This window comes from Sphingomonas phyllosphaerae, assembly GCF_036946485.1.
Lineage (GTDB): Bacteria > Pseudomonadota > Alphaproteobacteria > Sphingomonadales > Sphingomonadaceae > Sphingomonas > Sphingomonas phyllosphaerae_E.
The window spans coordinates 1,511,511-1,533,255 of record NZ_JAQIJA010000005.1 but is presented as its reverse complement, the minus strand read 5'-3'; the positions used below and the strand labels follow the sequence as shown (position 1 = coordinate 1,533,255).

At 68.9% G+C, this 21,745-nt stretch carries 21 protein-coding genes, 1 tRNA gene and 2 pseudogenes; 13 read left to right on the top strand and 11 right to left on the bottom strand.

Annotated elements, in window-relative coordinates; translation table 11 throughout:
• The 11 genes and pseudogenes from PGN16_RS15890 to PGN16_RS15840 form a co-directional block, all read left to right on the top strand.
• A pseudogene (locus PGN16_RS15890) lies at positions 1-646 on the top strand (TraG/VirB4 family ATPase); the annotation flags it as partial.
• Positions 643-1,398: a P-type conjugative transfer protein TrbJ gene (gene trbJ / locus PGN16_RS15885; protein ID WP_335301943.1), complete on the top strand. Its 756-nt coding sequence runs from the start codon at positions 643-645 to the stop codon at positions 1,396-1,398. The pseudogene PGN16_RS15890 and the gene trbJ, both read left to right, overlap by 4 nt.
• Before the next feature lie 8 nt (positions 1,399-1,406).
• Positions 1,407-1,676 carry a putative entry exclusion protein TrbK-alt gene (gene trbK-alt / locus PGN16_RS15880; RefSeq protein ID WP_335301942.1) on the top strand — a complete coding sequence of 90 codons (270 nt, stop codon included), beginning with the start codon at positions 1,407-1,409 and terminating at the stop codon, positions 1,674-1,676.
• 2 nt (positions 1,677-1,678) lie between these two features.
• Positions 1,679-3,010, top strand: a complete 1,332-nt coding sequence (gene trbL, locus PGN16_RS15875) for a P-type conjugative transfer protein TrbL (protein ID WP_335305628.1) — start codon at positions 1,679-1,681, stop codon at positions 3,008-3,010.
• Between the two features lie 2 nt (positions 3,011-3,012).
• On the top strand, positions 3,013-3,696 hold the full coding sequence (gene trbF / locus PGN16_RS15870) for a conjugal transfer protein TrbF (protein ID WP_443019663.1): 684 nt from the start codon (positions 3,013-3,015) through the stop codon (positions 3,694-3,696).
• Positions 3,697-3,740: 44 nt separating this feature from the next.
• Complete coding sequence (gene trbG, locus PGN16_RS15865; RefSeq protein ID WP_335305634.1) at positions 3,741-4,646, top strand: P-type conjugative transfer protein TrbG; 906 nt, start codon at positions 3,741-3,743, stop codon at positions 4,644-4,646.
• Positions 4,643-5,887 (top strand): TrbI/VirB10 family protein, encoded by a 1,245-nt coding sequence (locus PGN16_RS15860; RefSeq protein WP_443019657.1) that lies wholly within the window; start codon positions 4,643-4,645, stop codon positions 5,885-5,887. The genes trbG and PGN16_RS15860 overlap by 4 nt, the downstream gene beginning before the upstream one ends.
• Before the next feature lie 3 nt (positions 5,888-5,890).
• Positions 5,891-6,133, top strand: a complete 243-nt coding sequence (locus PGN16_RS15855) for a DUF2274 domain-containing protein (RefSeq protein ID WP_335301939.1) — start codon at positions 5,891-5,893, stop codon at positions 6,131-6,133.
• Positions 6,134-6,240: 107 nt separating this feature from the next.
• Entirely contained in the window at positions 6,241-6,492 is a 252-nt protein-coding gene (locus tag PGN16_RS15850) for a hypothetical protein (RefSeq protein WP_335301938.1), read from the top strand.
• Positions 6,493-6,632: 140 nt separating this feature from the next.
• Positions 6,633-7,019, top strand: a complete 387-nt coding sequence (locus PGN16_RS15845; RefSeq protein ID WP_327555342.1) for an HVO_A0114 family putative DNA-binding protein — start codon at positions 6,633-6,635, stop codon at positions 7,017-7,019.
• Positions 7,016-8,059: pseudogene (locus PGN16_RS15840) on the top strand (recombinase family protein); the annotation flags it as partial. The gene PGN16_RS15845 and the pseudogene PGN16_RS15840, both read left to right, overlap by 4 nt.
• A gap of 576 nt (positions 8,060-8,635) precedes the next feature.
• Here PGN16_RS15840 and PGN16_RS15835 read toward each other — a convergent pair.
• Positions 8,636-8,726, bottom strand: a tRNA-Ser gene (locus tag PGN16_RS15835).
• Between the two features lie 91 nt (positions 8,727-8,817).
• Here PGN16_RS15835 and PGN16_RS15830 point away from each other — a divergent pair.
• A complete protein-coding gene (locus PGN16_RS15830; protein WP_335310308.1) occupies positions 8,818-9,672 on the top strand; it encodes a peptidylprolyl isomerase in 855 nt (284 codons plus the stop codon).
• A gap of 339 nt (positions 9,673-10,011) precedes the next feature.
• Here PGN16_RS15830 and PGN16_RS15825 read toward each other — a convergent pair whose 3' ends face one another.
• The 7 genes from PGN16_RS15825 to PGN16_RS15795 all read right to left on the bottom strand — a co-directional run bounded on the left by PGN16_RS15825 (position 10,012) and on the right by PGN16_RS15795 (position 19,559).
• Positions 10,012-10,602: an ABC-type transport auxiliary lipoprotein family protein gene (locus PGN16_RS15825; RefSeq protein ID WP_335310367.1), complete on the bottom strand. Its 591-nt coding sequence runs from the start codon at positions 10,600-10,602 to the stop codon at positions 10,012-10,014.
• A gap of 11 nt (positions 10,603-10,613) precedes the next feature.
• Positions 10,614-11,579 (bottom strand): MlaD family protein, encoded by a 966-nt coding sequence (locus PGN16_RS15820; protein ID WP_335310307.1) that lies wholly within the window; start codon positions 11,577-11,579, stop codon positions 10,614-10,616.
• 3 nt (positions 11,580-11,582) lie between these two features.
• A complete protein-coding gene (locus PGN16_RS15815; RefSeq protein WP_335310306.1) occupies positions 11,583-12,539 on the bottom strand; it encodes an ABC transporter ATP-binding protein in 957 nt (318 codons plus the stop codon).
• Positions 12,539-13,660 carry an ABC transporter permease gene (locus tag PGN16_RS15810; protein WP_335310305.1) on the bottom strand — a complete coding sequence of 374 codons (1,122 nt, stop codon included), beginning with the start codon at positions 13,658-13,660 and terminating at the stop codon, positions 12,539-12,541. Before PGN16_RS15810 ends, PGN16_RS15815 begins: the two co-directional genes overlap by 1 nt.
• 88 nt (positions 13,661-13,748) lie before the next feature.
• Positions 13,749-14,999, bottom strand: a complete 1,251-nt coding sequence (locus PGN16_RS15805) for a DUF445 domain-containing protein (protein WP_335310304.1) — start codon at positions 14,997-14,999, stop codon at positions 13,749-13,751.
• Positions 15,000-15,157: 158 nt separating this feature from the next.
• On the bottom strand, positions 15,158-18,367 hold the full coding sequence (locus PGN16_RS15800; RefSeq protein WP_335310303.1) for an efflux RND transporter permease subunit: 3,210 nt from the start codon (positions 18,365-18,367) through the stop codon (positions 15,158-15,160).
• 13 nt (positions 18,368-18,380) lie between these two features.
• Complete coding sequence (locus PGN16_RS15795) at positions 18,381-19,559, bottom strand: efflux RND transporter periplasmic adaptor subunit (protein WP_335310302.1); 1,179 nt, start codon at positions 19,557-19,559, stop codon at positions 18,381-18,383.
• Positions 19,560-19,725: 166 nt separating this feature from the next.
• On the opposite strand from PGN16_RS15795, the gene PGN16_RS15790 reads away from it, so the two are divergent.
• Entirely contained in the window at positions 19,726-20,457 is a 732-nt protein-coding gene (locus tag PGN16_RS15790) for an SIMPL domain-containing protein (RefSeq protein ID WP_335310301.1), read from the top strand.
• A gap of 195 nt (positions 20,458-20,652) precedes the next feature.
• Here the strand turns inward: PGN16_RS15790 and PGN16_RS15785 are convergent, their stop codons facing one another.
• The 3 genes from PGN16_RS15785 to PGN16_RS15775 all read right to left on the bottom strand — a co-directional run bounded on the left by PGN16_RS15785 (position 20,653) and on the right by PGN16_RS15775 (position 21,643).
• Positions 20,653-20,910 (bottom strand): GlsB/YeaQ/YmgE family stress response membrane protein, encoded by a 258-nt coding sequence (locus tag PGN16_RS15785; protein WP_310102462.1) that lies wholly within the window; start codon positions 20,908-20,910, stop codon positions 20,653-20,655.
• 154 nt (positions 20,911-21,064) lie between these two features.
• Entirely contained in the window at positions 21,065-21,367 is a 303-nt protein-coding gene (sciP, locus tag PGN16_RS15780) for a CtrA inhibitor SciP (protein ID WP_335310300.1), read from the bottom strand.
• A 102-nt stretch (positions 21,368-21,469) separates the two neighbouring features.
• Positions 21,470-21,643: a hypothetical protein gene (locus PGN16_RS15775; RefSeq protein WP_335310299.1), complete on the bottom strand. Its 174-nt coding sequence runs from the start codon at positions 21,641-21,643 to the stop codon at positions 21,470-21,472.
• Between the last annotated feature and the right edge of the window lie 102 nt (positions 21,644-21,745).

Below are 21,745 nucleotides of genomic sequence, written 5' to 3'. Positions count from 1 at the left end.
AACATCTCGGCAGCGCGACTGTCCAGGCGTTCGAGACCGAGGGGCTGATCGGCACCGACGCCGCGCCCGCCGTGCTCGCCTACCTGTTCCACCGGATCGAGGACAGGCTCGACGGTGCGCCGACGCTTATCATCGTCGACGAGGGGTGGCTCGCGCTCGACGACGAGGGGCTTCGCCGGCCAGCTCCGAGAATGGCTGAAGACGCTGCGCAAGAAGAACGCCTCCGTCATCTTCGCCACGCAATCGCTCAGCGACATCGACGGCAGCGCCATCGCGCCCGCCATCATCGAGAGTTGCCAGACCCGGCTGCTTCTGCCCAACGAGCGCGCGATCGAGCCGCAGATCACCGCCATCTACCGGCGGTTCGGTCTCAACGACCGGCAGATCGAGATCCTCGCGCGGGCGACGCCCAAGCGCGACTACTACTGCCAGTCGCGCCACGGCAACCGGCTGTTCGAGCTTGGGCCTGTCCGACGTGGCGCTGGTGCTGTGCGCCGCATCCTCGCGCATCGACCAGCAGGCCATCGCCGCGATCGTCGCCGAGCACAGCCGCGCCGGTTTCCTTGCCGCCTGGCTGCGCCACCGCGGCGTTGGCTGGGCGGCCGACCTGATCCCCGACCTCACCAATCTGGAGACATCATCATGACCCTGCGCCGTAGCCGCGCGGCACTCGTCGCCGCGACCATCCTGTCCGTGCCGCTGTCGCCGATGCTGGCGACGCCCGCTGCGGCACAGTGGACGGTGTTCGACCCGTCGAACTACGCGCAGAACGTCCTCCAGGCCGCGCGCACGCTCCAGCAGGTCAACCAACAGATCACCAGCCTCCAGAACGAGGCGACGATGCTGGTCAATCAGGCGCGTAACCTCGCCAGCCTGCCGTACTCCTCGCTCCAGCAGCTCCAGCAGAATGTCCGCCGCACACAGGCGCTACTCCAGCAGGCGCAGAATATTGCCTTCGACGTGCGGTCGATCGACCAGGCGTTCCAGCGGCAATACGGCAGCGCGTCGATGTCGGTGTCCGACAGGCAGCTCGTCACCGACGCGCGGAGCCGATGGCAGAACACGGTCGGTGGCTTGCAGGACGCGATGCGCGTGCAGGCCGGCGTCGTCGGCAATATCGACACCAACCGCGCCGAGATGGCGAACCTCGTAACCCGCAGTCAAGGCGCGACCGGCGCGCTTCAGGCAACGCAGGCCGGCAACCAGCTCCTTGCGCTCCAGGCGCAACAGCTCGCAGACCTCACCGCGATGATGGCCGCGAACGGTCGCGCGCAGGCGCTGTCCGACGCCGAGCGTGCGGCGGCGGCCGAGCAGGGCCGCGAACAGCGCCGCCGCTTCCTCGCGCCGGGCGCAGGCTACCAGCCCGGCAACGCCCGCATGTTCAACCCCGGCAACTGAGGCGCTTTATGGAGGCGAAGACGCTTGCCCGCATCGGTGCCGCCGCGTTCGCCGGCATCGCCATCACCGCCGCCGCGATCGAGATGACGCGCGAGGAGAAACCGGTCGTGCCGGTGACCGTGGAGGTCACCACCGCGCCCGCCGACCCGATGCGCGAGGCGCTTGCACGTTGCCGGTTCATGGGCGAGGCCGCGACAAGCGATGCGACGTGCTTGAAGACGTGGGCCGACAACCGCGCCCGTTTCCTCGGCACGTCGCCCGCGTCCGGGGCGCGCTGACGATGGGCAGCACCGGCGTCATCGACAGCTTCCTCGGCGTCTTCACCCGCTACATCGACTCAGGCTTCGGTCTGCTCGGCGGCGAGGTCGCCTTCATCGCCACCACGCTGATCGTCATCGACGTGACACTGGCCGCGCTGTTCTGGTCGATGGGCGGCGAGGACGACATCGTCGGCCGCCTCATCAAGAAAACGCTGTTCGTCGGCGTGTTCGCGTACATCATCGGCAACTGGAACAATCTCGCCCGGATCGTCTTCGACAGCTTCGCCGGGCTGGGGCTCAAGGCATCCGGCACCGGCTTCTCCGCCGCCGACCTCATGCGGCCCGGCAAGGTGGCGCAGACCGGCCTCGATGCCGGACGGCCGCTGCTCGACTCGATCTCCGGGCTGATGGGCTATTGGTCGTTCTTCGAGAACTTCATCCAGATCGCCTGCCTGCTCTTCGCATGGGCGCTGATCCTGCTCGCCTTCTTCATTCTCGCCGTCCAGCTTTTCGTCACGCTGATCGAGTTCAAGCTGACGACGCTCGCCGGCTTCGTGCTCATCCCGTTCGGCCTGTTCGGCAAGACCGCCTTCATGGCCGAGCGCGTCCTCGGCAACGTCATCTCGTCCGGCATCAAGGTGCTCGTGCTCGCCGTCATCGTCGGGATCGGATCGACCTTGTTCTCGCAGTTCACCGCCGGCTTCGGCGGGCGGACGCCGACCATCGACGACGCGATGGCGATCGTGCTCGCCGCGCTGTCGCTGCTGGGCCTCGGCATCTTCGGTCCCGGCATCGCCAACGGTCTCGTCTCCGGCGGTCCACAGCTCGGCGCGGGTGCTGCGATCGGCACCGGGCTGGCGGCCGGCGGCATGGTCGCCGCCGGTGGCGCCGCGATTGGCGCGGTCGCGTCCGGCGGCGCTGCGCTGGCGGGTGGTGCCGCCGCTGCTGCCCGTGGCGGAGCGGCGCTCGCCGGTGGCGCATCCACCGCCTATCAGGCCGGTGCGGCTGGACAGTCCGGCATGGCCGGCGTCGCTTCCGGTCTCGGCAACGTGGCCAGCGCGGGCGGAAAGGCGGCCGTCTCGCCGCTGAAGCGCGCCGCCGGCCGTGCGGCCGACAGCCTCCGGTCCAGCTTCCAGTCCGGTAGCCGTGCCGTGAGCGGCGACGCCGCGCCGGGCGATGACGGCGCGGCTCCTGCAACTCCAGCGGCGGGAACCCAACCCGCATGGGCGAAGCGCATGAAGCGCTCCCAGCAGCTCACCCACGGTGTCCAGGCCGCCGCGCACGCCGTGCGATCCGGCGACGCGCATGGCGGCGGCTCTTCCATCTCCCTCGACCAAGGCGACCGCCGATGAGCATCTTCAAACGACCCGCCGCGCATTACGGCAAGACCCCGCAGCCCGAGACCCCCTACCAGCGCGCCGCCCAGGTGTGGGACGACCGCATCGGCTCGGCCCGCGTCCAGGCGCGCAACTGGCGGCTGATGGCGTTCGGCTCGCTGGCGCTGTCCGCCGGTCTGTCGACCGCGCTGGTCTGGCAGGGTGCCAGTGGCTCGATCGTGCCGTGGGTGGTGCAGGTCGACAAGCTCGGTCAGGCGCAGGCCGTGGCGCCCGCCAGCGAAGGCTACCGCCCGACCGATCCGCAGATCGCGTTCCACCTCGCGCGGTTCGTCGAGGAGGTCCGCAGCATCCCGGCAGATGCGATCGTCGTGCGGCAGAACTGGCTGCGCGCCTACGACTTCACGACCGCGACCGGCGCGCAGGCGCTCAACGACTATGCCCGCGCCAACGACCCGTTCGCGAAGGTCGGCAAGCAGCAGATCGCCGTCGACGTGTCGTCGGTCATCCGCGCCTCGCCGGACTCTTTCCGCGTCGCTTGGACCGAGCGGCGCTACCAGGACGGCAGTCTCGCCGAGACCTCCCGCTGGACCGCGATCCTCACCGTCGTCGTCCAGCCGCCGCGTGATGCCGAGGCGCTGCGCAAGAACCCACTTGGCATCTACGTCAACGCGATCAACTGGTCGAAGGAGCTGGGCCAGTGATCCTGCGCCTCACGTCCGTTCCGGCGGCACTGTCCGCCGCGACGATGCTCGCCGGTTGCGCCACGACGCAGAAGCCGCCCGAGATCAGCTACGATGCCGAGGTGCCGCCGCTGCCGCCCGTGCCGATGCTCGCCGTACCATCGCGGCCCCGGCCGTTGCATGTCCCGCCGCCGTGGACGCCGGCACGGGGCGGACAAGCTGCCGGAACCTCGACCGCGCGCGTCGAGAACGCCAACGCCGCCGCCCGCGTCCAGCCGCGCCGCGAAGGCTATTACAACGCTATCCAGGTCTATCCGTGGAGCGAGGGCGCGCTCTACCAGGTCTACGCCGCAGTCGGGCAGATCACCGACATCGCGCTCGAACCGGGCGAGAGCCTCACCGGCGCCGGTCCGATCGCGGCGGGCGACACCGCGCGATGGATCATCGGCGACACCGAGAGCGGCGCGGGTGACACCCGCCGCGTCCACGTCCTCGTCAAGCCGACGCGGGCGGACCTTTCCACCAACCTCGTCATCACCACCGACCGGCGTCTTTATCTGATCGAGCTGCACGCGGGCGAACGGCCCTACATGCCCTCGGTCGCGTGGAGCTATCCGGTCCCGCCGCCTTCGCAACAAGCCGCTGTGCCAGCCACGCCGATCATACCGGCCGCCGCCGAGCGCACCTATCGCTACGCCCTGACCGGCGACGCTCCGCCGTGGCGACCGATCGCGGTCTACGACGACGGGCGGCGCGTCTACGTCGAGTTCCCGCGCGGCATCGTCCAGGGCGAGATGCCGCCGCTGTTCGTCGTCGGCTCCGAAGGCGAGCCGGAGATCGTCAACAGCCGCGTCCACCGCAATGTGCTCATCGTCGACCGCCTGTTCGGCGCCGCCGAGCTGCGCCTCGGCAAGGGCGACCGCCAGCAGACCGTCCGCATCCTCCGCACCGATGGGAGGCCGTCGTCATGACCGGCGTCGATCCCGAGAAGAGCGCGCCGAGCCTGCCGGAAGCCGACGACGATGTCCGACCGCTGACCGGCGAGCCGGTCGCGCCGATGCGGCTGCGGCCGGAGCCGCCGCGCGTCACCCGACTGTCGCGCAAGGCGCTGGCGGTGCTCGGCAGCGTCGCCGGCGTCGGTCTCGGCGGCGCGCTGATCTACGCGCTCCAAGTCCAGCAAGGCGGTAAACCGGCCGAAGAGGTCTACGCGACCGATGGGCGCTCTACGCCGGACGGCCTCAACGCGCTGCCGAAAGATTACACCGGCCGGGTGCTCGGCCCACCGCTGCCCGGCGATCTCGGCCGCCCGATCCTTGACGCGCAGACCCGCGGCCAGCCCGTACCCGTTTCGGGGATCGACGCGCCTGCTGGACCCGCCGCGCCCGATCCCGAAGCTGAGCGTCGCCGCCAGGAACTGGAACGGCGTCGGCAGGAGCTGGAGGCGGCGCGCACCAGCCGGGTGTTCTTCCAGGCGGGCGCACAGACTGCGGCGGCGAGCGGCGTGCCCGGCGACGGGATGCCGAACCTCGCCGGCATGGGAGCACCCGGCCGGACGGCCACGCCCACCGCGCAAGACCGGCAGCTCGCCTTCCTCAACCAGCCCGCCGACCGGCGCACTGGCGCGCCCGACCGCGTGACGGCACCGCCATCACCTTTCGTCGTGCAGGCCGGCGCGGTGATCTCCGCCGCGCTCGTCACCGGCATCCGCTCGGACCTGCCCGGCCAGATCGTCGCGCAGGTGACCGAGAACGTCTACGACAGCCCGACCGGACGCCTGCTGCTGATCCCGCAGGGCACGCGGCTGATCGGCCAGTACGACAGCGGCGTCGGCTTCGGCCAGCGCCGGGTGCTGCTCGCATGGACGCGGCTGATCTTCCCCAACGGCCGCTCGATTGTGCTGGAGCGCCAGCCCGGTGCCGACGCGCAGGGCTATGCCGGGCTGGAGGACGGCGTTGACCACCACTGGTGGGATCTCGCCAAGGCCGCCGGCCTCTCCACGCTGCTGTCGGTCGGGGCGCAGGCCGGCAGCTCGGGCGAGCAGGGCGACTTCGTTCGCGCGCTGCGCCAGGGCGCGTCGGACGGGATCAGCCAGACCGGCCGGCAGGTGGTCGGCCGCCAGCTCGACATCGCACCGACGTTGGCCATCCGCCCCGGCTTCCCGGTCCGCGTGATCGTCACCCGCGACCTCGTCCTCGAACCTTATCGGAACTGACACATGACGAAGCTGAAGCTCGGTCCCATCGCAGACGATAAGCCCGTGAAGGTCACGCTGGAACTGCCGGCGCACCTGCACCGCGACCTTACCGCCTATGCCGATGTGCTCGCTCGCGAGAGCGGCCAGCCCGCCGCCGATCCCACACGGCTGATCGCGCCCATGCTCGAACGGTTTATGGCGACCGATCGCGCCTTCGCGAAGGCGCGGCGCGCCGACGGCACGTCCGACACTGCGATCGGCTGACGCGATCGAGGTATCGCGTCACGCCCACTTCACCGCGGGGAACGAGGCGGCAGGATCGTGGGGCGGGACAGTGCCGCGACGAACCACAGGAGACTTCATCGACGTCCGTGTCCGACCGTCACCCTCGCTCCACTCGCCGCGCTGGCGATGCCGCCGGCATCCTGCCCGACGATCTCTACGACTATTATGCCGTCGAGCCGGACCCACGGCGGGGGCCAGCGCCCGCCGCCGAGGCGAAGACGTGGCGCGTCACCGACGACTGGCCCGAGCGGGTGCCGATCACCGAGGCGGAGATCGAGGTGTTCGAGCGCTGGTTCGCCGACCTCTTCGACGAGTTGTTCGGACCATCCGGTCGATAGGATCGCGCGACACGCGCCAGCCGCCCCCATCATTTCCCTGGATGATGTTGTCTATTGGTGATAATGATCGTGGATAGCATCCGGCCCGCCTGACGCTCGCGCCCGGCCCGGCGGTTGCCAGGACGGGAGATATGCGCACCGTGACGACGCTGACGATCGGCATCGCCGACACCGACGAGATGAAGGCGCGGGGCAAGCGCATCATGCGCGGCGAAGAGCAGCCGGCGCGGGGCGAGCCGGCGGTCTGGTTCGGCTCGACCGAATCCTTCGCGCGCATCCTTTCCGCCGCCAACCGCGACATGCTCCGCCTCATCGCCGAACGCGAGCCGGAGTCGCTCGACGCGCTCGTCGCGTTGACCGGGCGCGCCAAGCCCAACCTGTCGCGGACGCTGAAAGCCATGATCGCCCACGGCATCGTCCGCATGGAACGCAGCGGGCGCAAGCTCGCCCCCAAGGTCATCCCCGACCGCGTCGTGCTGACGCTGGAACTGACCTCGACATCCGACAAGCAAGGAGACCGGCCGTGAACGCCGAGACGCCCGTCATCGTCCAGCGCGCCGCGCTCTACCTGCGCGTCTCGACCGTCCGGCAGGCCGAACACGACGTCTCGATCCCGGACCAGAAGCGGCAGGGCGAGGCGTACTGCACCTCGCGCGGTTACCGACTGGTCGACACCTTCGTCGAGGCGGGCGCCTCGGCCACCAACGACCGCCGCCCCGAGTTCCAGCGCATGATCGAGGCGGGCACATCCAAGCCCGCGCCGTTCGATGTCGTCGTGGTCCACTCGTTCAGCCGATTCTTTCGCGATCACTTCGAGCTGGAGTTCTACGTCAGGAAGCTGGCGAAGAACGGCGTGCGCCTCGTCTCGATCACGCAGGAGATGGGTGACGACCCCATGCACGTCATGATGCGCCAGATCATGGCGCTGTTCGACGAGTATCAGTCGAAGGAGAACGCCAAGCACGTCCTGCGCGCCTTGAAGGAGAACGCCCGGCAGGGCTTCTGGAACGGCTCGCTGCCGCCGATCGGCTACCGCACCGTCGCGGCCGAGCAGCGGGGTGCCAAGACCAAGAAGAAGCTTGAGATCGACCCGCTGCACGCCGACACGATTCGCCTGATCTACCGCCTCGCGCTCGGCGCCGAGGCCGATCACAGCCAGATGGGCGTCAAGGCGATCGTCAAGCACCTGAACGCCCGCGGCATCTTCACCCGCGACGGCGGGCGCTGGGGCATCGGCCAGGTCCACCGCATCCTCACGCGCCGCACCTATATCGGCGAGCACGAGTTCAACCGTCGCTCCAAGACCAAGGAGAAGAAGCCCGATGCCGAGGTGGTGACGGTGGAAGTGCCTCCGCTGATCGAGCGCGCGACCTTCGACGCCGTGCAGGCGCTGATGAAGGCGCGCAACCAGAAGACCGCGCTGCCGCACCGCGTCGTCATCGGCCCGACGCTGCTGACCGGCATCTGCTTCTGCGGCAATTGCGGGGGCGCGATGACCATCCGCACCGGCAAGGGCGGGCGCTACCGCTACTATGCCTGCTCGATCAAGGCGCGGCAGGGCGAGACCGGCTGCAAGGGCCGCGCGATCCCGATGGACAAGCTCGACGGCCTCGTTGCCGGCCACATCGAGGACCGGCTGCTCGATCCCGAGCGGCTGGAGGAACTGCTGGAGACGATCCTCGGCCGTCGCGAGGAACAGTCCGAGCGCCGCCGCGTCCACATCGCCGAGCTGAACCGCCGTGCCGCCGAATCGGAGCTGCGCCTCAAGCGCCTCTACGACGCGATCGAGGCGGGCGTCGCTGACCTCGACGACCCGGCGCTGAAGGAGCGCATCGCCGGCCTCAAGGTCATCCGCGACCAGTCGCGCGTCGATGCCGACCGCGCGCAGGCGATGCTGGAGAGCACCGGCGAGCGGGCGATCACGCCGGAGATGGTCAGCCGGCTCTCACAGGCCGCGCGCGAACGGATGCGCCTCGACGGAGGCGGCTATCGGCGGGATCATCTGCGCGCGCTCGCCCAGCGCGTCGAGGTCGGCGACGACGAGGTCCGCATCATGGGATCGAAAAGCGACCTCCTCAGGACGCTCGTGGCAGCGCAGGGAGGGAAATCGGCGGCAATCGGCGTGCCCAGCCGGGGACCGAAGTGGCGGAGCGGGAGGGATTCGAACCCTCGATACGGTTTTGCCGTATACTCACTTTCCAGGCGAGCGCCTTCGACCACTCGGCCACCGCTCCGCATGCCTTGGAACGGCGGCCCTAGTGCGTGTCGCCATATTGCGCAAGCGTGGCGATTGCCTCGGGTCGAGCGATGCGTCACGTTGCGGCCATGTCGACGCTCGCCGCTCTCCTTCTGCTCGCCCAGGCACCCGCCGCCGCTGCCGCGCCTGCGCCGCATGAGCCGGTCGCCGAAGACTGGCGCATGATCCCGGACGACGAACTGCTGGTGATGCAACTCGCCGGAAACCGGACGGTCGTGATCCGGTTGGCGGCCGCCTACGCCCCGTTGCATGTCGCGAGTATCCGGCGGCTCGCCGCGGCGCATTGGTGGGACGGGCTCAGCGTCTATCGCGTGCAGGAAAATTGGGTCGCGCAATGGGGCGACCCCAGCGAGAAGAAGCCGCTGCCCCCCGGCGTGCCCGCGCGTCAGGCCCCCGAATTCGAGATCGCGCGCTTCGCCCCTGCTCAAACGCTCGCGCGGCCGGACCCGCATTCGGCCGTATCGGGGATCACCGCCGATGGCTGGCCGGTCGCCAGCGACGGACGCGGCCATGCGTGGCTGACGCATTGCTACGGCATGGTCAATGTCGCGCGTGACGCCGATCCGATGACCGGTTCGGGCGCGGAGATGTCGACGCCGATCGGCCAGTCGGCGCGGCGGCTCGATCGCAATTATGCGCTGGTCGGGCGGATCATCGCCGGCATGCAATATCTGTCGTCGCTTCCGCGCAGCAATGCGCCGATGGGCTTCTACGCCGACCCGGCCGAGCGCACGCCGATCGTAACCATGCGGCTGGCGAGCGACATCCCCGCCGCCGAGCGCCCGCGCTTCCAGTATCGCGCCGCCGACAATCCGCGCTTCGCGGAAATGATCCGCCGCCGTGAGAACCCACCGGCACCGACGATCGGCGGTGGCGGGATCGAGGTGTGCGAGGTGCCGCTGGAGGTACGGCGCGTGCCGTAGTCGCGGCAGATGGGGCCAACGGGCGAACCAGTCCGGGAGGCGTCCCGCCACCCCCAACGTCATCCCGGGCTTGACCCGGGATCCCGCTTCTTCACGGCACGTCTGGTGAACAGCGTACTCGTCCAAACCAGTCGCTGCTGAACCGCCTGCGCCAACGGTTACAAAGAAGCGCCTACACAAACCGAGAAGCGGCAGGCCACCAGCCCGTCATTGCGAGCGCAGCGAAGCGATTCAGGGCGTCCTGATCCGGCCCTGGATTGCTTCGCTGCGCTCGCAATGACGCTCGTGTCGGTAATCAGGCGCCTGCAAAGACCTCGCCGTCGACCGCCCCGCCGCCAGCTAGCGCTGTCCGCCGACCCAATCCGACACCTGCTGCGCCACCTGATTGGCCGCCTGACTCAGCGCCGCCCCCGACTGCGCCGCGTCGATCGTGGCAACCGGCACCCGCGCCTCGAAGCGGCGCTTCTCGACGGTCGGCTTGCCCGCAGGGGTAAACGACGCATCATAGGTCACCACCGCCTGCCGCTGCACCGCATCGACGCCGAAGGTCCGCAGTTCGCCACCCAGCGTCGCACTCGGCGCGTCGAACGACTGCGCCGGCGACAGCACCACCATCTGGGCACGCGCGGTCAGCGTGTCCGACAGCAGCCGTGCGAACAACCGAGCCGGCGGCTCGGCCCATTGCGCGTCCTTCACATAGGCGAGCGATGTATCGGTGGCCTGCACCGGCACGCGCGTCCCCGCGATCGACTGCGGTACCGCGGGCACCTCGATCACGATCGCGCGCCCGGTCGCCGAATTCTGCACCGCGCCCGCCGCCGGCTGCGCCTGAGGGGCAATCGTCAGCAGCGAGGGCGGCGGCGTCGCGCCGAAGCGGATGCAGCCGGCCAGCGGCACCAGCGCCGCGACGATCAGGAGCTTGTTCGCCAAAGCACGCACGGTCACTTCCCCTTATAGTCCGGCAGCGCCGGCTGCCCCACCAGCGAGCTGGCGCCACCCTGCTCCACCCGCTCGCTGATCGACTTCAGCGACGCGGCGGTCACGCGCAGGTCGCGCACCAGCTGGTTGACCTGCGGGATCGTCTGCTTGCTGAACGTCGTCAGCCCCGGCCGCGCGTCGCCGATCGCGGCATTGAGCGTGTCCGCGCTCGCCTGCGCCGAGGTGATCGCCTTGTTGAGATTGGCCATCGCCGGCTGGACGTCGTTCGCCAGCACGCCGTTGGTGGTCTGCGCCAGCGCGCCGATCTGCTCGGCGGCATTGCCCGCCTGCTGGATCGCGATCCGCGTCTGCGCCAGCGTCGCGGCGATCTCCGGCCCGCGATCGGCGAGCGCGTCGGTCAGCCGGTTTGTGTTGTCGAGGATGCCCGCGATCGACGCCTGGTTGCGGTCGCTCAGCATCCCCGTCAGCCGCTCGGTCAGCGTCGACAGCCGCTCCAGCAGCTGCGGCGCGGAATTGAGGATCGCGCCGATCCCGCCGGTCTTGGTCGGGATCACCGGCACGCCCAGCGGGCAGACGCTCTTGGCGGCGTCGCCTTCGGGGCAGGTGATCGGCTGCGCGCCCTTGATCGCGCCGTCGAGGCTGACGGTGCTGGTGCCGGTGAAGCTGCCCTGGATCGTCGCGGTGGTGCCGCGCAGGATCGGTGTGTCGTTGTTCACGCTGATCCGCACGCGCACATATTGCGGGTCGGGCTTCCACAGCGAAATGCTCTTCACCTGCCCGGACGGCACGCCCGAAAAGGTGACCGACGACCCCTTGGCCAGCCCGTCGACCGCCTGGCGGAAGAAGATGTCGTAATCACGCTCTTCCGCGCCGCCGATCCGCGCGATCCACACCGTGAACACCGCCACCAGTGCCAGCAGGATCAGCACCACCGCGCCGACGAGGACATGGTTCGAACGCGTTTCCATCTCTCAGCCCCTCTCGCTCGACCCGGTGGCGCCGGCCGACCTGCCGTGCTCGACCGTTTCCGCGCCGCGCGCATAATCGTCCGCCATGCCGCCCTGCGAGCGCTGCCCGCTTTGCAGCTGCGTCACCTCGGTCGGATGCGCGGCGGCGTCGTGCGCGGCACTGCGCTCCTGCGAGGCGACCGCCGCCCGGCCGCGCGGCCCGTTGAAATATTCCTGGATCCACGGATGGTCCAGCGCCAGCAACTCCTCGATCGTCCCCACGGCGATCACGCGCTTGTCGGCCAGCACCGCGACGCGGTCGCAGATCGCGTAGAGCGTGTCGAGATCGTGGGTGATCAGGAAGACGGTCAGCCCCAGCGTCTTCTGGAGCGCCTTGGTCAGATCGTCGAATGCCGCCGCACCGATCGGGTCGAGCCCGGCAGTCGGCTCGTCGAGGAACAGCAGTTCCGGATCGAGCGCCAGCGCGCGCGCCAGCCCGGCCCGCTTCTTCATGCCGCCCGACAGCTCGGCGGGAAACTTCGGCCCGGCATCCGCCGGCAGCCCGGTCATCACCACCTTGTACGACGCGATTTCGTCGAGCAGCGCGAGGTCGAGGTCCGGGTAGAACTCGCGCAGCGGCACCTGCACGTTCTCGGCGACGGTCAGCGTCGAGAACAACGCACCGCCCTGGAACAGCACGCCCCAGCGCTTGCGGATCTCGACCGTCTCCAGCTCGCTGCGATCGAGCGTCGGCTCGCCGAACACCTCGACCTCGCCGCGGCTCGGCGATTGCAGCCCGATGATCGAGCGCATCAGCACCGACTTGCCGGTCCCCGACCCGCCGACCACGCCCAGGATTTCGCCACGCCGCACCTCGAGATCGAGGTTGTCGTGGATGAGCTGGTCGCCGAATTCGTTGCGCAGTCCGGTCACCTTGATGATCGGCGCGTCGTCGGGGCGGCTGGCGTTATGCTGCGGCATCAAATCCAGCCGATCTGTTCGAAGAACACCGCGAAGAACGCGTCGACCACGATCACCATGAAGATCGCCTGCACCACCGCCGAGGTGGTCTTCAAACCGACCTGCTCGGCATCGCCCTTCACCTGCATTCCCTGGAAGCAGCCGGCGACGGCGATGATCGCGCCGAAGACGGGCGCCTTGATCAACCCGACGAACACGTCGGTGATCGGCACCACTTCGCGGATTCGCGCAACGAACGCGATCGGCGGGATGTCGAGCGCGAACCAGCACAACAGGCAGCCGCCGAACACCGACAGGATCGCGGCGTAGAAACCGAGCAGCGGCATCAGCACGATCGCGGCGATCGTGCGCGGCAGCACCAGCGCCTCCATCGGCGAGACGCCGATCGTGCGCATCGCATCGATCTCCTCGGTCAGCTTCATCGTACCGAGCTGCGCCGCAAAGGCCGATCCGGATCGCCCCGCGACCATGATCGCGGTCATCAGCACGCCCAGCTCACGCATCGAGATGCGGCCGACGAGATTGATCGTGAACGCCTCGGCGCCGAACTGGCGCAACTGCACCGCGCCCTGCTGCGCGATCACCACGCCGATCAGGAAGCTCATCAACCCGATGATCGCCAGTGCAGAGACGCCGACCACCTCGAAGCGCTGCACCGTCGCGTTGAACCGGAAGCGGCTGGGGTGACGGATGATCCCGCCGAACGCGATCACCGTCGCGCCCATGAAGCCGAGCAGGCCCAGCGCGGTGCGCGCCGAATTGGCGGTCGATTCGCCGATCTCCGCCAGCACCCGGCGGAACGGCGAGCGCGACTGCGGCCGCATCTGCACCGGCTGGTCGGCGGCCTGCACCTGCTCCAGCAGATTCTGCCCGTCGCCGCTCAGCCCCTCGATCCGCGCACCGTGTTCGCGCGCGAAGCGATGGATCACCCATGCGCCGATCGTGTCGATCCGCTCGACCGCGGACAGGTCGACGACCGCCACCTGCCCGCCCTGCTTCTCGAGCCGGCTCGGCAGATCGCCCAGCCGCGCAAGCGACAGGTCGCCGGTCACGCGCACCACCTGCCCGCCGGCGCCCGAGGCACCGTCATGATCCATGCTGAAGTCGGCAGCCGCACTCATCGGTCGATCCATGCGGCAAAGCTCATGACGTCACAAGCGCCCAGCACGGCAATCGTTCCGCGCGCGTACCACTTTTGTGATCGTTCACTCACAAAAGTACGTCGACACTGTGTATTACCACCCCGACCAGCCCGCCGACCAGCGTCCCGTTGATGCGGATGAACTGCAGATCCTTGCCGACCGCATTTTCGAGTCGCTGCGTCACGGTCTGGGCATCCCAGCCGCGCACCGTCTCCGAGACCAGCCGCACGATCGCATCGCCATAATCGGCCGCCGCGCCCACCGCCGCGCGCCGCACGAAGCGGTTGATGATCCGTCCCAGCCGCGGATCGTCCTGCAAGGTCGCGCCCAATTGGTGCAGCGCCTCGCCCAGCTTGCCGGCCATCAACGCGTCGGGATCGCGCGCGGCGCGCAGCATCGCGGCGCGCGCCTGCTCCCACAGCCCGTTGATCCAGTCCTGCATCGCCGGATTTTCAAGCAGCTCGATCTTCACCGTCTCGACGCGCGCGCGCATCTCGGGATCGTGCTGGAGCCGCTCGGCGACGCTCGCCATCGCTTCCTCGACCTTTAGCCGCAGCGGATGTTCGGGGTTATCGGCCATCTCCGCGACCAGTTTGTCGAGCCCGTCGATGATCTTGTTGGCCAGCGTCTCGTCCAGCCCGGTCCAGCGCAGCACCGTGCCGGCGCGGTCGTGGACCATCGCGCGGATCAGATGCTCGTTCGACCCCAGCGCCCCGCGCATCCAGCGCACCAGCGCGTCGATCACCGGGCGATGCCGCTCCTCCGCCATCGCCGCCGCCAGCGCGCGGCCCAGCATCGGCGACAATTCGGTCTCGCGGACGCGCGTCACCATCATCGCGCGCACCATCCCGCCCAGCCGTTCCTGATCGAGCGCCTGCAACACCTCGGTCGCCAGCCGCGAGATGCCGCGCGTCAGCCGGCTGCCCCCCGCCCCGCGCGGGTTGGCGAGCCACCGCCCCGCCGCCGCGGCGACGTCGATCCGCTGCATCCGCCGCGCGACCACCGCGGGAATCAGGAAATATTCGCGCAGGAACTGCGCGAGCTGGTCGCCGATCCGGTCCTTGTTGCGCGGGATGATCGCGGTATGCGGGATCGGCAGCCCGAGCGGATGGCGGAACAATGCGGTCACCGCGAACCAGTCCGCCAGCCCGCCGACCATCGCCGCCTCGGCAAAGGCGCGGACGAATCCCCAGCCCGGATGCCGCGGCTCCAGCGCGCGCGACGCGAAGAACGCCACCGCCATCGCCACCAGCAACAGCCCCGCGACGCGCCGCATCCTGACGAGGGCGGCGGGCGGAGGGGCGGCGCGGACGATCATCCCCGTAACAATCCCCGATCGCCCGCGAAGTTCAAGCGACGCCCACAATGACGAACCCGCCCTGCCCGTCGCCCCTGCGCAGGCAGGCGCCCATGTCCGTCGAATGTGTCGGCAGCCGGCCGACACCCACAACTTGCATGTGTCAGGTCAGCCGTCCCTCACTCCGCCGGATGCGACCCCTCACCCCGGAACGGGATCCGCCCGTGCGGCGCGCCGATCGCATCCTGCGGCGAGTGCTCGATCACCGGACCCTCGTCCCCCGGACGATAGGTCAGCAACCGCCGCCCCAGCCACGGCCCGACCCGCCGCTCGACCCCGATCGCCAGCGAAAACGCCGCGGGCACGATCAGCAGCGTCAGCAAGGTCGAGACGATCAGCCCGCCGATCACCACGATCCCCATCGGCGCGCGCGATGCCCCGTCGCCCGACAGCGACAAGGCGGTCGGCACCATCCCCGCGACCATCGCGACGGTGGTCATCACGATCGGCTGCGCGCGCTTGTGCCCGGCATCGACGATCGCATCATAGGACGGCACGCCCGCCTGCATCTCCTCCAAGGCGAAGTCGATCAGCAGGATCGAGTTCTTGGCAACGATCCCCAGCAGCATCAGCAGGCCGATGAACACCGGCATCGACAGCGGATTGCCGGTCAGCCGCAGCGCGATCAGTCCGCCGAGCGGCGCCAGCGTCAGCGACGCCATGTTGACCAGCGGCGGCAGCAGGCGACGGTACAGCAGCACCAGCACCGAGAAGACCAGGAACACGCCCGCGACGACCGCGACGACGAAGTTCTGGAGCATCTCCATCTGCCACTTGGCCTGACCGACGTTCAGCTCGCCCACGCCCAGCGGCAGGTTCTTCATTGCCGGCAGCTGCTTCACCTTGGGCAGCATCACGCTGATCGTCTGCCCCGGGCTCAGGTCGGCGCCGATCGTCAGCTGGCGTTGCTGGTTGATGCGCTGGATACGCGTCGGACCCGAGCCGAAGCCGATCTCCGCGACCACGCTCAGCGGCACCGAGCCGCCGGTCAGCGTCTGCACCGGCAGGTTCTGGATCGTCGCCAGCCGCGAGCGCGAACTCTGCTCCAGCGCGACGCGGATCGGGATCTGCCGGTCGTTGAGCGAGAAGCGCGCGCTGTTCTGGTCGATGTCGCCGATCGTCGCGATGCGGATCGCGTTCGACAGCGCCGAGGTCGTCACCCCCAGGCTGGCGGCGAGGTCGAGCCGCGGCTTGATGATGATCTCCGGCCGGTTGAGATCGCCCGCGATGCGCGGCGCGAGCAGCCCCGGCACCGTCCCCATCTCCTTGACCAGCCGGTCGGCGGCCTGCCGCAGCACGACCGGATCGTCGCCACCCAGCGTGATCGAGACGTCGCGGTTGTTGTCGCCCCAGCCGAATTGCGACTGGAAGTTGACGCGCGCGTCGGCGATCTTCGCCAGCTCCGGCGCCAGCGCGCGCTCGAACTCGGTCGAGGTCTTGGTGCGCTTCTCACGCAGCTGCGCGGTGACGCGGCCCGATCCGACCAGCGTCCGGGTGTAGATGCTCTCCACCTCGGGCTGCTTGCTGAGCACGGCATAGACCTGATCGACCACGCCCTGCGTCGTCTGGAGCGTGCTGCCCGGCGGCATCGTGATCGTCACCGTCGAGCGCGGCATGTCGCGGGCCGGCTGGAAGGTCAGCGGCGAGGTCGCGAACATCGCGATCGTCGCCACGAACGCCAGCACGCCCGCGCCGATCATCCACACGCGATGATCGCGCCAGTAACCGACGACGCGGTGCACCCCGCCCTTGGCGCGTGCGCGCGCCGCGCGGGTGCCGTCGAGCGTCCAGATCAGCAGCTTCTGATACGTATTCAGCAGCCAGCCGCCGCCATGTTCGACATGCCCGCCGGCCTTCAGGAAGTACGCCGCGACCATCGGGGTGATAAGCCGCGCCACCGCGAGACTCATCAGCACCGCCGCGACGACGGTCAGCCCGAAATTCTTGAAGAACTGCCCGGCGATCCCCGGCATCAGCCCGACCGGCAGGAACACCGCGACGATCGCCATCGTCGTCGCCAGCACCGCCAGCCCGATTTCGTCGGCGGCGTCGATCGACGCCTGATACGCGCTCTTGCCCATCCGCATGTGGCGGACGATGTTCTCGATCTCGACGATCGCGTCGTCGACCAGCACGCCCGCCACCAGGCTGAGCGCCAGCATCGTCATGTTGTTGAGCGTGAAGCCCATCAGGTCCATGAACCAGAATGCCGGGATCGCCGACAGCGGGATCGCCAGCGCCGAGATGATCGTCGCGCGCCAGTCGCGCAGGAACAGGAACACGACGATCACCGCCAGGATCGCGCCCTCGATCATCGCATGGATCGCGGTCTTGAACTGCTCCAGCGGATATTTCGACCCGTCGAGCCGCATCTTGAAGCGCACCTGCGGGTTGCGCTTCTCCAGCGCCTCCAGCTTGGCCTTCGCCTCGCGGAAGACGGTGACGTCCGAATAGCCCTTGGCGCGCGTGAAATCGAACGACAGCGCCTGCCGCCCGTCGACCGACGCGGCGGACCGCTGCTCGGCATACAGGTCGCGCACCGTCGCGACGTCGGACAGCCGCACCGTGCGGCCGTTGCCGACGTTGATCTGCAACTGGCCCAGCTCATAGGCGGTATGCGCATTGCCCAGCACGCGCACCGATTGCTCGGCGCCTGCGATCTCGGCGCGGCCGCCCGGCGCGTTGAGGTTCACCTGCCGCAATTGCGCGTTGATCTGGCTGGCGGTCAGCCCCTGCGCGGCGAGCCGCGCGGGGTCGAGGATCACGCGGATCTCGCGGCTAACCCCGCCGTTGCGCGTCACCCCGCCCATGCCGGGCACCGACATCAGCTCCTTGGTGACGGTGTTGTCGATGTACCAGCTGAGCTGTTCCAGCGTCATGTCGGTACCGACCGCAGTATAGCTGCCGAGGTCGTTGTCGTTGATCTTCACCCGCGCGACCTGCGGCTCGAGAATCCCCTCGGGCAGGTTGCCGCGGATCTGCGTGATCGCGTCGCGCGCCTCGTTTACCGCACGGTCGATCGGCGTGCCGATGTCGAGCTGGACGATCGTCGTCGACGTGCCCTCGGACACGAACGACTGAATTTCGTCGATCCCTTCCAGCGAGCGCACCGCCGCCTCGACGCGCTGCGTGACCTGCGTCTCCAGCTCGCTGGGCGCCGCGCCCGGCTGGGTGATGTCGATCGAGACGATCGGAAAGTCGATGTCGGGCTGTTCGTTGATGTCCATCCGCACGAAGCTGACGATCCCCGCGACCGTCAGCATCAGGAACAGGACGATCGACGGCACCGGGTTGCGGATCGACCAGGCGGAGATGTTGCGAAAGCCCATGACGTGCGTCCTCTTACCGCGTCGCGGTCGGCTTGGCGCGTTGCGGACGCACCGTCTGGCCGGGGTTCAGGAACGCGCCGGCCGATTGCACGACCCGCTCGTCGCCGTTGAGGCCGCTGGCGATCGCGACGCGATCGTCGGCGACGGTACCCAGCGTCACCGCGCGCCGCTCGACCTTGTTTTGCGCGTCGACGATATAGACGTAATTGCCCTTCTCGTCACTCAGCAACGCCGACTGCGGCAGCTCGGGCTGGCGCGCGCCGCCCGCGGTGATCGTCGCGCTCGCGAAGCCGCCGGGGCGCAGCGCGGGATCGTAGGACAGCTTGATGCGCGCGATCCCCTGCCGCGTCTGCGGGTCGATCACCGGCGCGACCTGCCAGACGCTGCCGGGGAAGGCGCGCGTGTCGCCGACCGGCACCACCTTCGCGGGCGAGCCGACGCGCACCACCTGCAAATCGCCCTCGGCGAGCTGCGCGCGCATCTCCATCTCGCCGCCCTTGGCCATGCGGAACAGCATCCCCGAGCCGGAGCTGACGATCTGCCCCGGCTCGACGCCGCGCGTCAGGATCAGCCCGGCGGCCGGCGCGCGGATGTCAAGCCGTGCGTTGCGCGCGCGCTGCTCGGACAAGGTCGCCTGCGCCACCTGGAGGCGCGCACGCGCCGCGTCGCGGGTCGCGATGCGGCGCTGGACGTCGGCCTTGGAGATGAAGCCGCGATCGACGAGGCTCTGTGCACGCTCCAGCTCGGCCTGCGCCAGCGTCAGGTCGGATTTGGCGACGTTGATCTGCGCCGCCAGCGACTGCGCGGTCTGCGCCTGCACCGAGCGGTCGATCGTCGCCAGCACCTGCCCGGCGCGCACCCACTGGCCGGGCTCGACCAGCACGCGGCTGACCATCCCGCCCTCGCCCGCGACGCCGACCGGCATTTCGCGCGTCGCGGCCAGCGTGCCCGTCGCGCTGATGATCCGCGCGACCGACTGCGCGCCCGGCACGATCACCGTCACCGCCGGCGCCTGGCTGGAAGCGGTGGCGGGCGGTGCTTCCTCTCCCTTGGGACGGAGCACATACCAGGCGATACCGGCGGCGATCAGCGCCACCAGCCCGCCGATCAGCAACCAGCGACGCCGCGTGCGTGGCGAACGATCCTCCAGCACCAGCTGTTCGCCCTGCATCTCCCCGCCCTGGTACGTCATGATTCCCCTTTCGCGCCCCGGCGTGTATTACACGCCTACGTCACCGTGACAAGCGGCGCGCGGCGGCAGGCTCTTATCGTGAATACAACGGCCTGTCCCGTTCATCTTGCATTCCGACGCATCAGGGCAGAGGCGTTCTCACCTGGATCAAGGGAGTTTTTTCTGCATGAACCGAATGTTGCCCTTGCTGGCGATGGCCGCCGCCGGTGTCGTGGCGGTACCGGCCGCGGCGCAGGTCGCGCTGCCGATGGCGACGGTCGTCCCTGACGGTACCGTGCTCGACGTCACCGCCACGGGCCGCGTCTCGCGCACGCCGGACCTCGCGACGATCACCGCCGGCGTGGTGACCCAGGCGCCGGTCGCCGCCGCCGCGCTGGCGGAGAATGCGCAGCGGATGGACGCGGTGGTCAAGGCACTGAAGGCCGCCGGGCTAGCGGCGCGCGACCTGTCGACCAGCAACGTCGCGCTGTCGCCGCAATATCGCTATCAGGACGGCAAGCCGCCGGTCATCACCGGTTATCAGGCGAGCAATTCGGTCGCGATCCGCTTCCGCGACATCGCCAGGGCCGGCGCGGTGCTGGATGCGCTGGTGCGCGCCGGGGCCAACCAGATCGACGGACCGAACCTGTCGCTCTCCGATCCCGAGGCGGCGCTCGACGAGGCGCGGACGCAGGCGATCGCCAAGGCACGCGCACGCGCCGAACTATATGCGAAGGCGGCGGGGATGTCGGTGGCCCGGATCGTGGCGATCAACGAAGCCGGCGAGAACGGCGGCGACCGCCCCCGTCCGATGCCGATGATGGCGCGCGCGGCCGTCCAGTCCGACGCGGAAACCGTCGTCTTGCCCGGCGAAACCGACGTCACCGCCAGCGTCAACGTCCGCTTCCTGCTGAAGTAATCGCCACTACGTCATCCCGGACTTGATCCGGGATCCCGCTTCCTTCTTCTCCCGGCAAGAAGAAGCGGGGCCCCGGATCAGGTCCGGGGCGACGAAAGCATGCGCGCACACGTTCCCTCGAACCTCACAAAACAAAAGCGGCCGCCCGGATCACCGGGCGGCCGCCTTGTCGTCAGACCTGGGTCGTTCGTGCGATTAACGCACGCGACCGCGACGGGCCAGATTGACGATCGCCAGAAGGACGACCGCACCCAGCAGCGAGACGAGGAAGGAATAGATCGTCAGCGGCGCGTTGTTGATCGAACCGCCAGAGAAGATAAGGCCGCCGATGAAGGCGCCGACCACGCCGACGACGATGTTCAGAAAGATACCCTGCTGTGCGTCGGTGCGCATGATCATGCTGGCCAGCCAGCCAATGACACCGCCGATGATAAGCCAGAGAATGATACCCATGATAGAACTCCCCTCAGATGCGCCCGGAGTGGCTGCTCTGGCGGGAATTACTCACGAGACCGTCACATTGTTCCGGCCGCGTAATCCATATTGTCGCAAGGTTTTTCTCCGGGGTCCCGCTCGCCTGTGCCGGGGCGGGACGCGCCGTCGTGGCTCAGAACTTCTGCTGTCGTTCGTACAGCGACTTGTAATGCTGGATGCGGGTCACCCGCAGCCCCGGCATCCCCGAACGATCGATCGCCCGCTGCCAGCCGGCGAATTCCTCCACCGTCAGGCCGTAGCGCGTGCAGACGTCGTCGACGCTCAGCAATCCACCGTTGACCGCTGCGACCACCTCGGCCTTCCGGCGCACGACCCAGCGGGTGGTGTTCGACGGCGGCAGCGTGTCGAGCGTCAACGGTTCCCCCAGCGGACCGATGACCTTGGCAGGGCGACTTGTGTTCTGTTGTTCGATCATTCCAAACCTCGGTTCGGGGCCGCGACCCCATCTCCATGTCGTGACTTTCGCGTAACGGCGATGGATTGAACGGCCCCTAAAGCGGTGCGGTAAACGAGCTCTTCACGGCTGCTTCCAATTGTTGAGCGCCGCCGCCGCATGGGCGTTGAAGGCCCCCCCGGTCGGGCGGGCCGGATCGTCGAGAGCGCGCGCGACCTGCGCGGTCCGCGAGGAAAGCTGGCGCGCGCGCAGACTGCACAGCAGCGGCACGTCGGCGGGGGGAGTTTCGGCTGTCATACCCCCGACATAGCCGCACCGGTCTGAAAGCCCGGTAAAGCCAAGAGAAACGGTTCGTTCATTTCGGTTTACGCCGGACGGTCCGTGGCTGTATGATGCCCG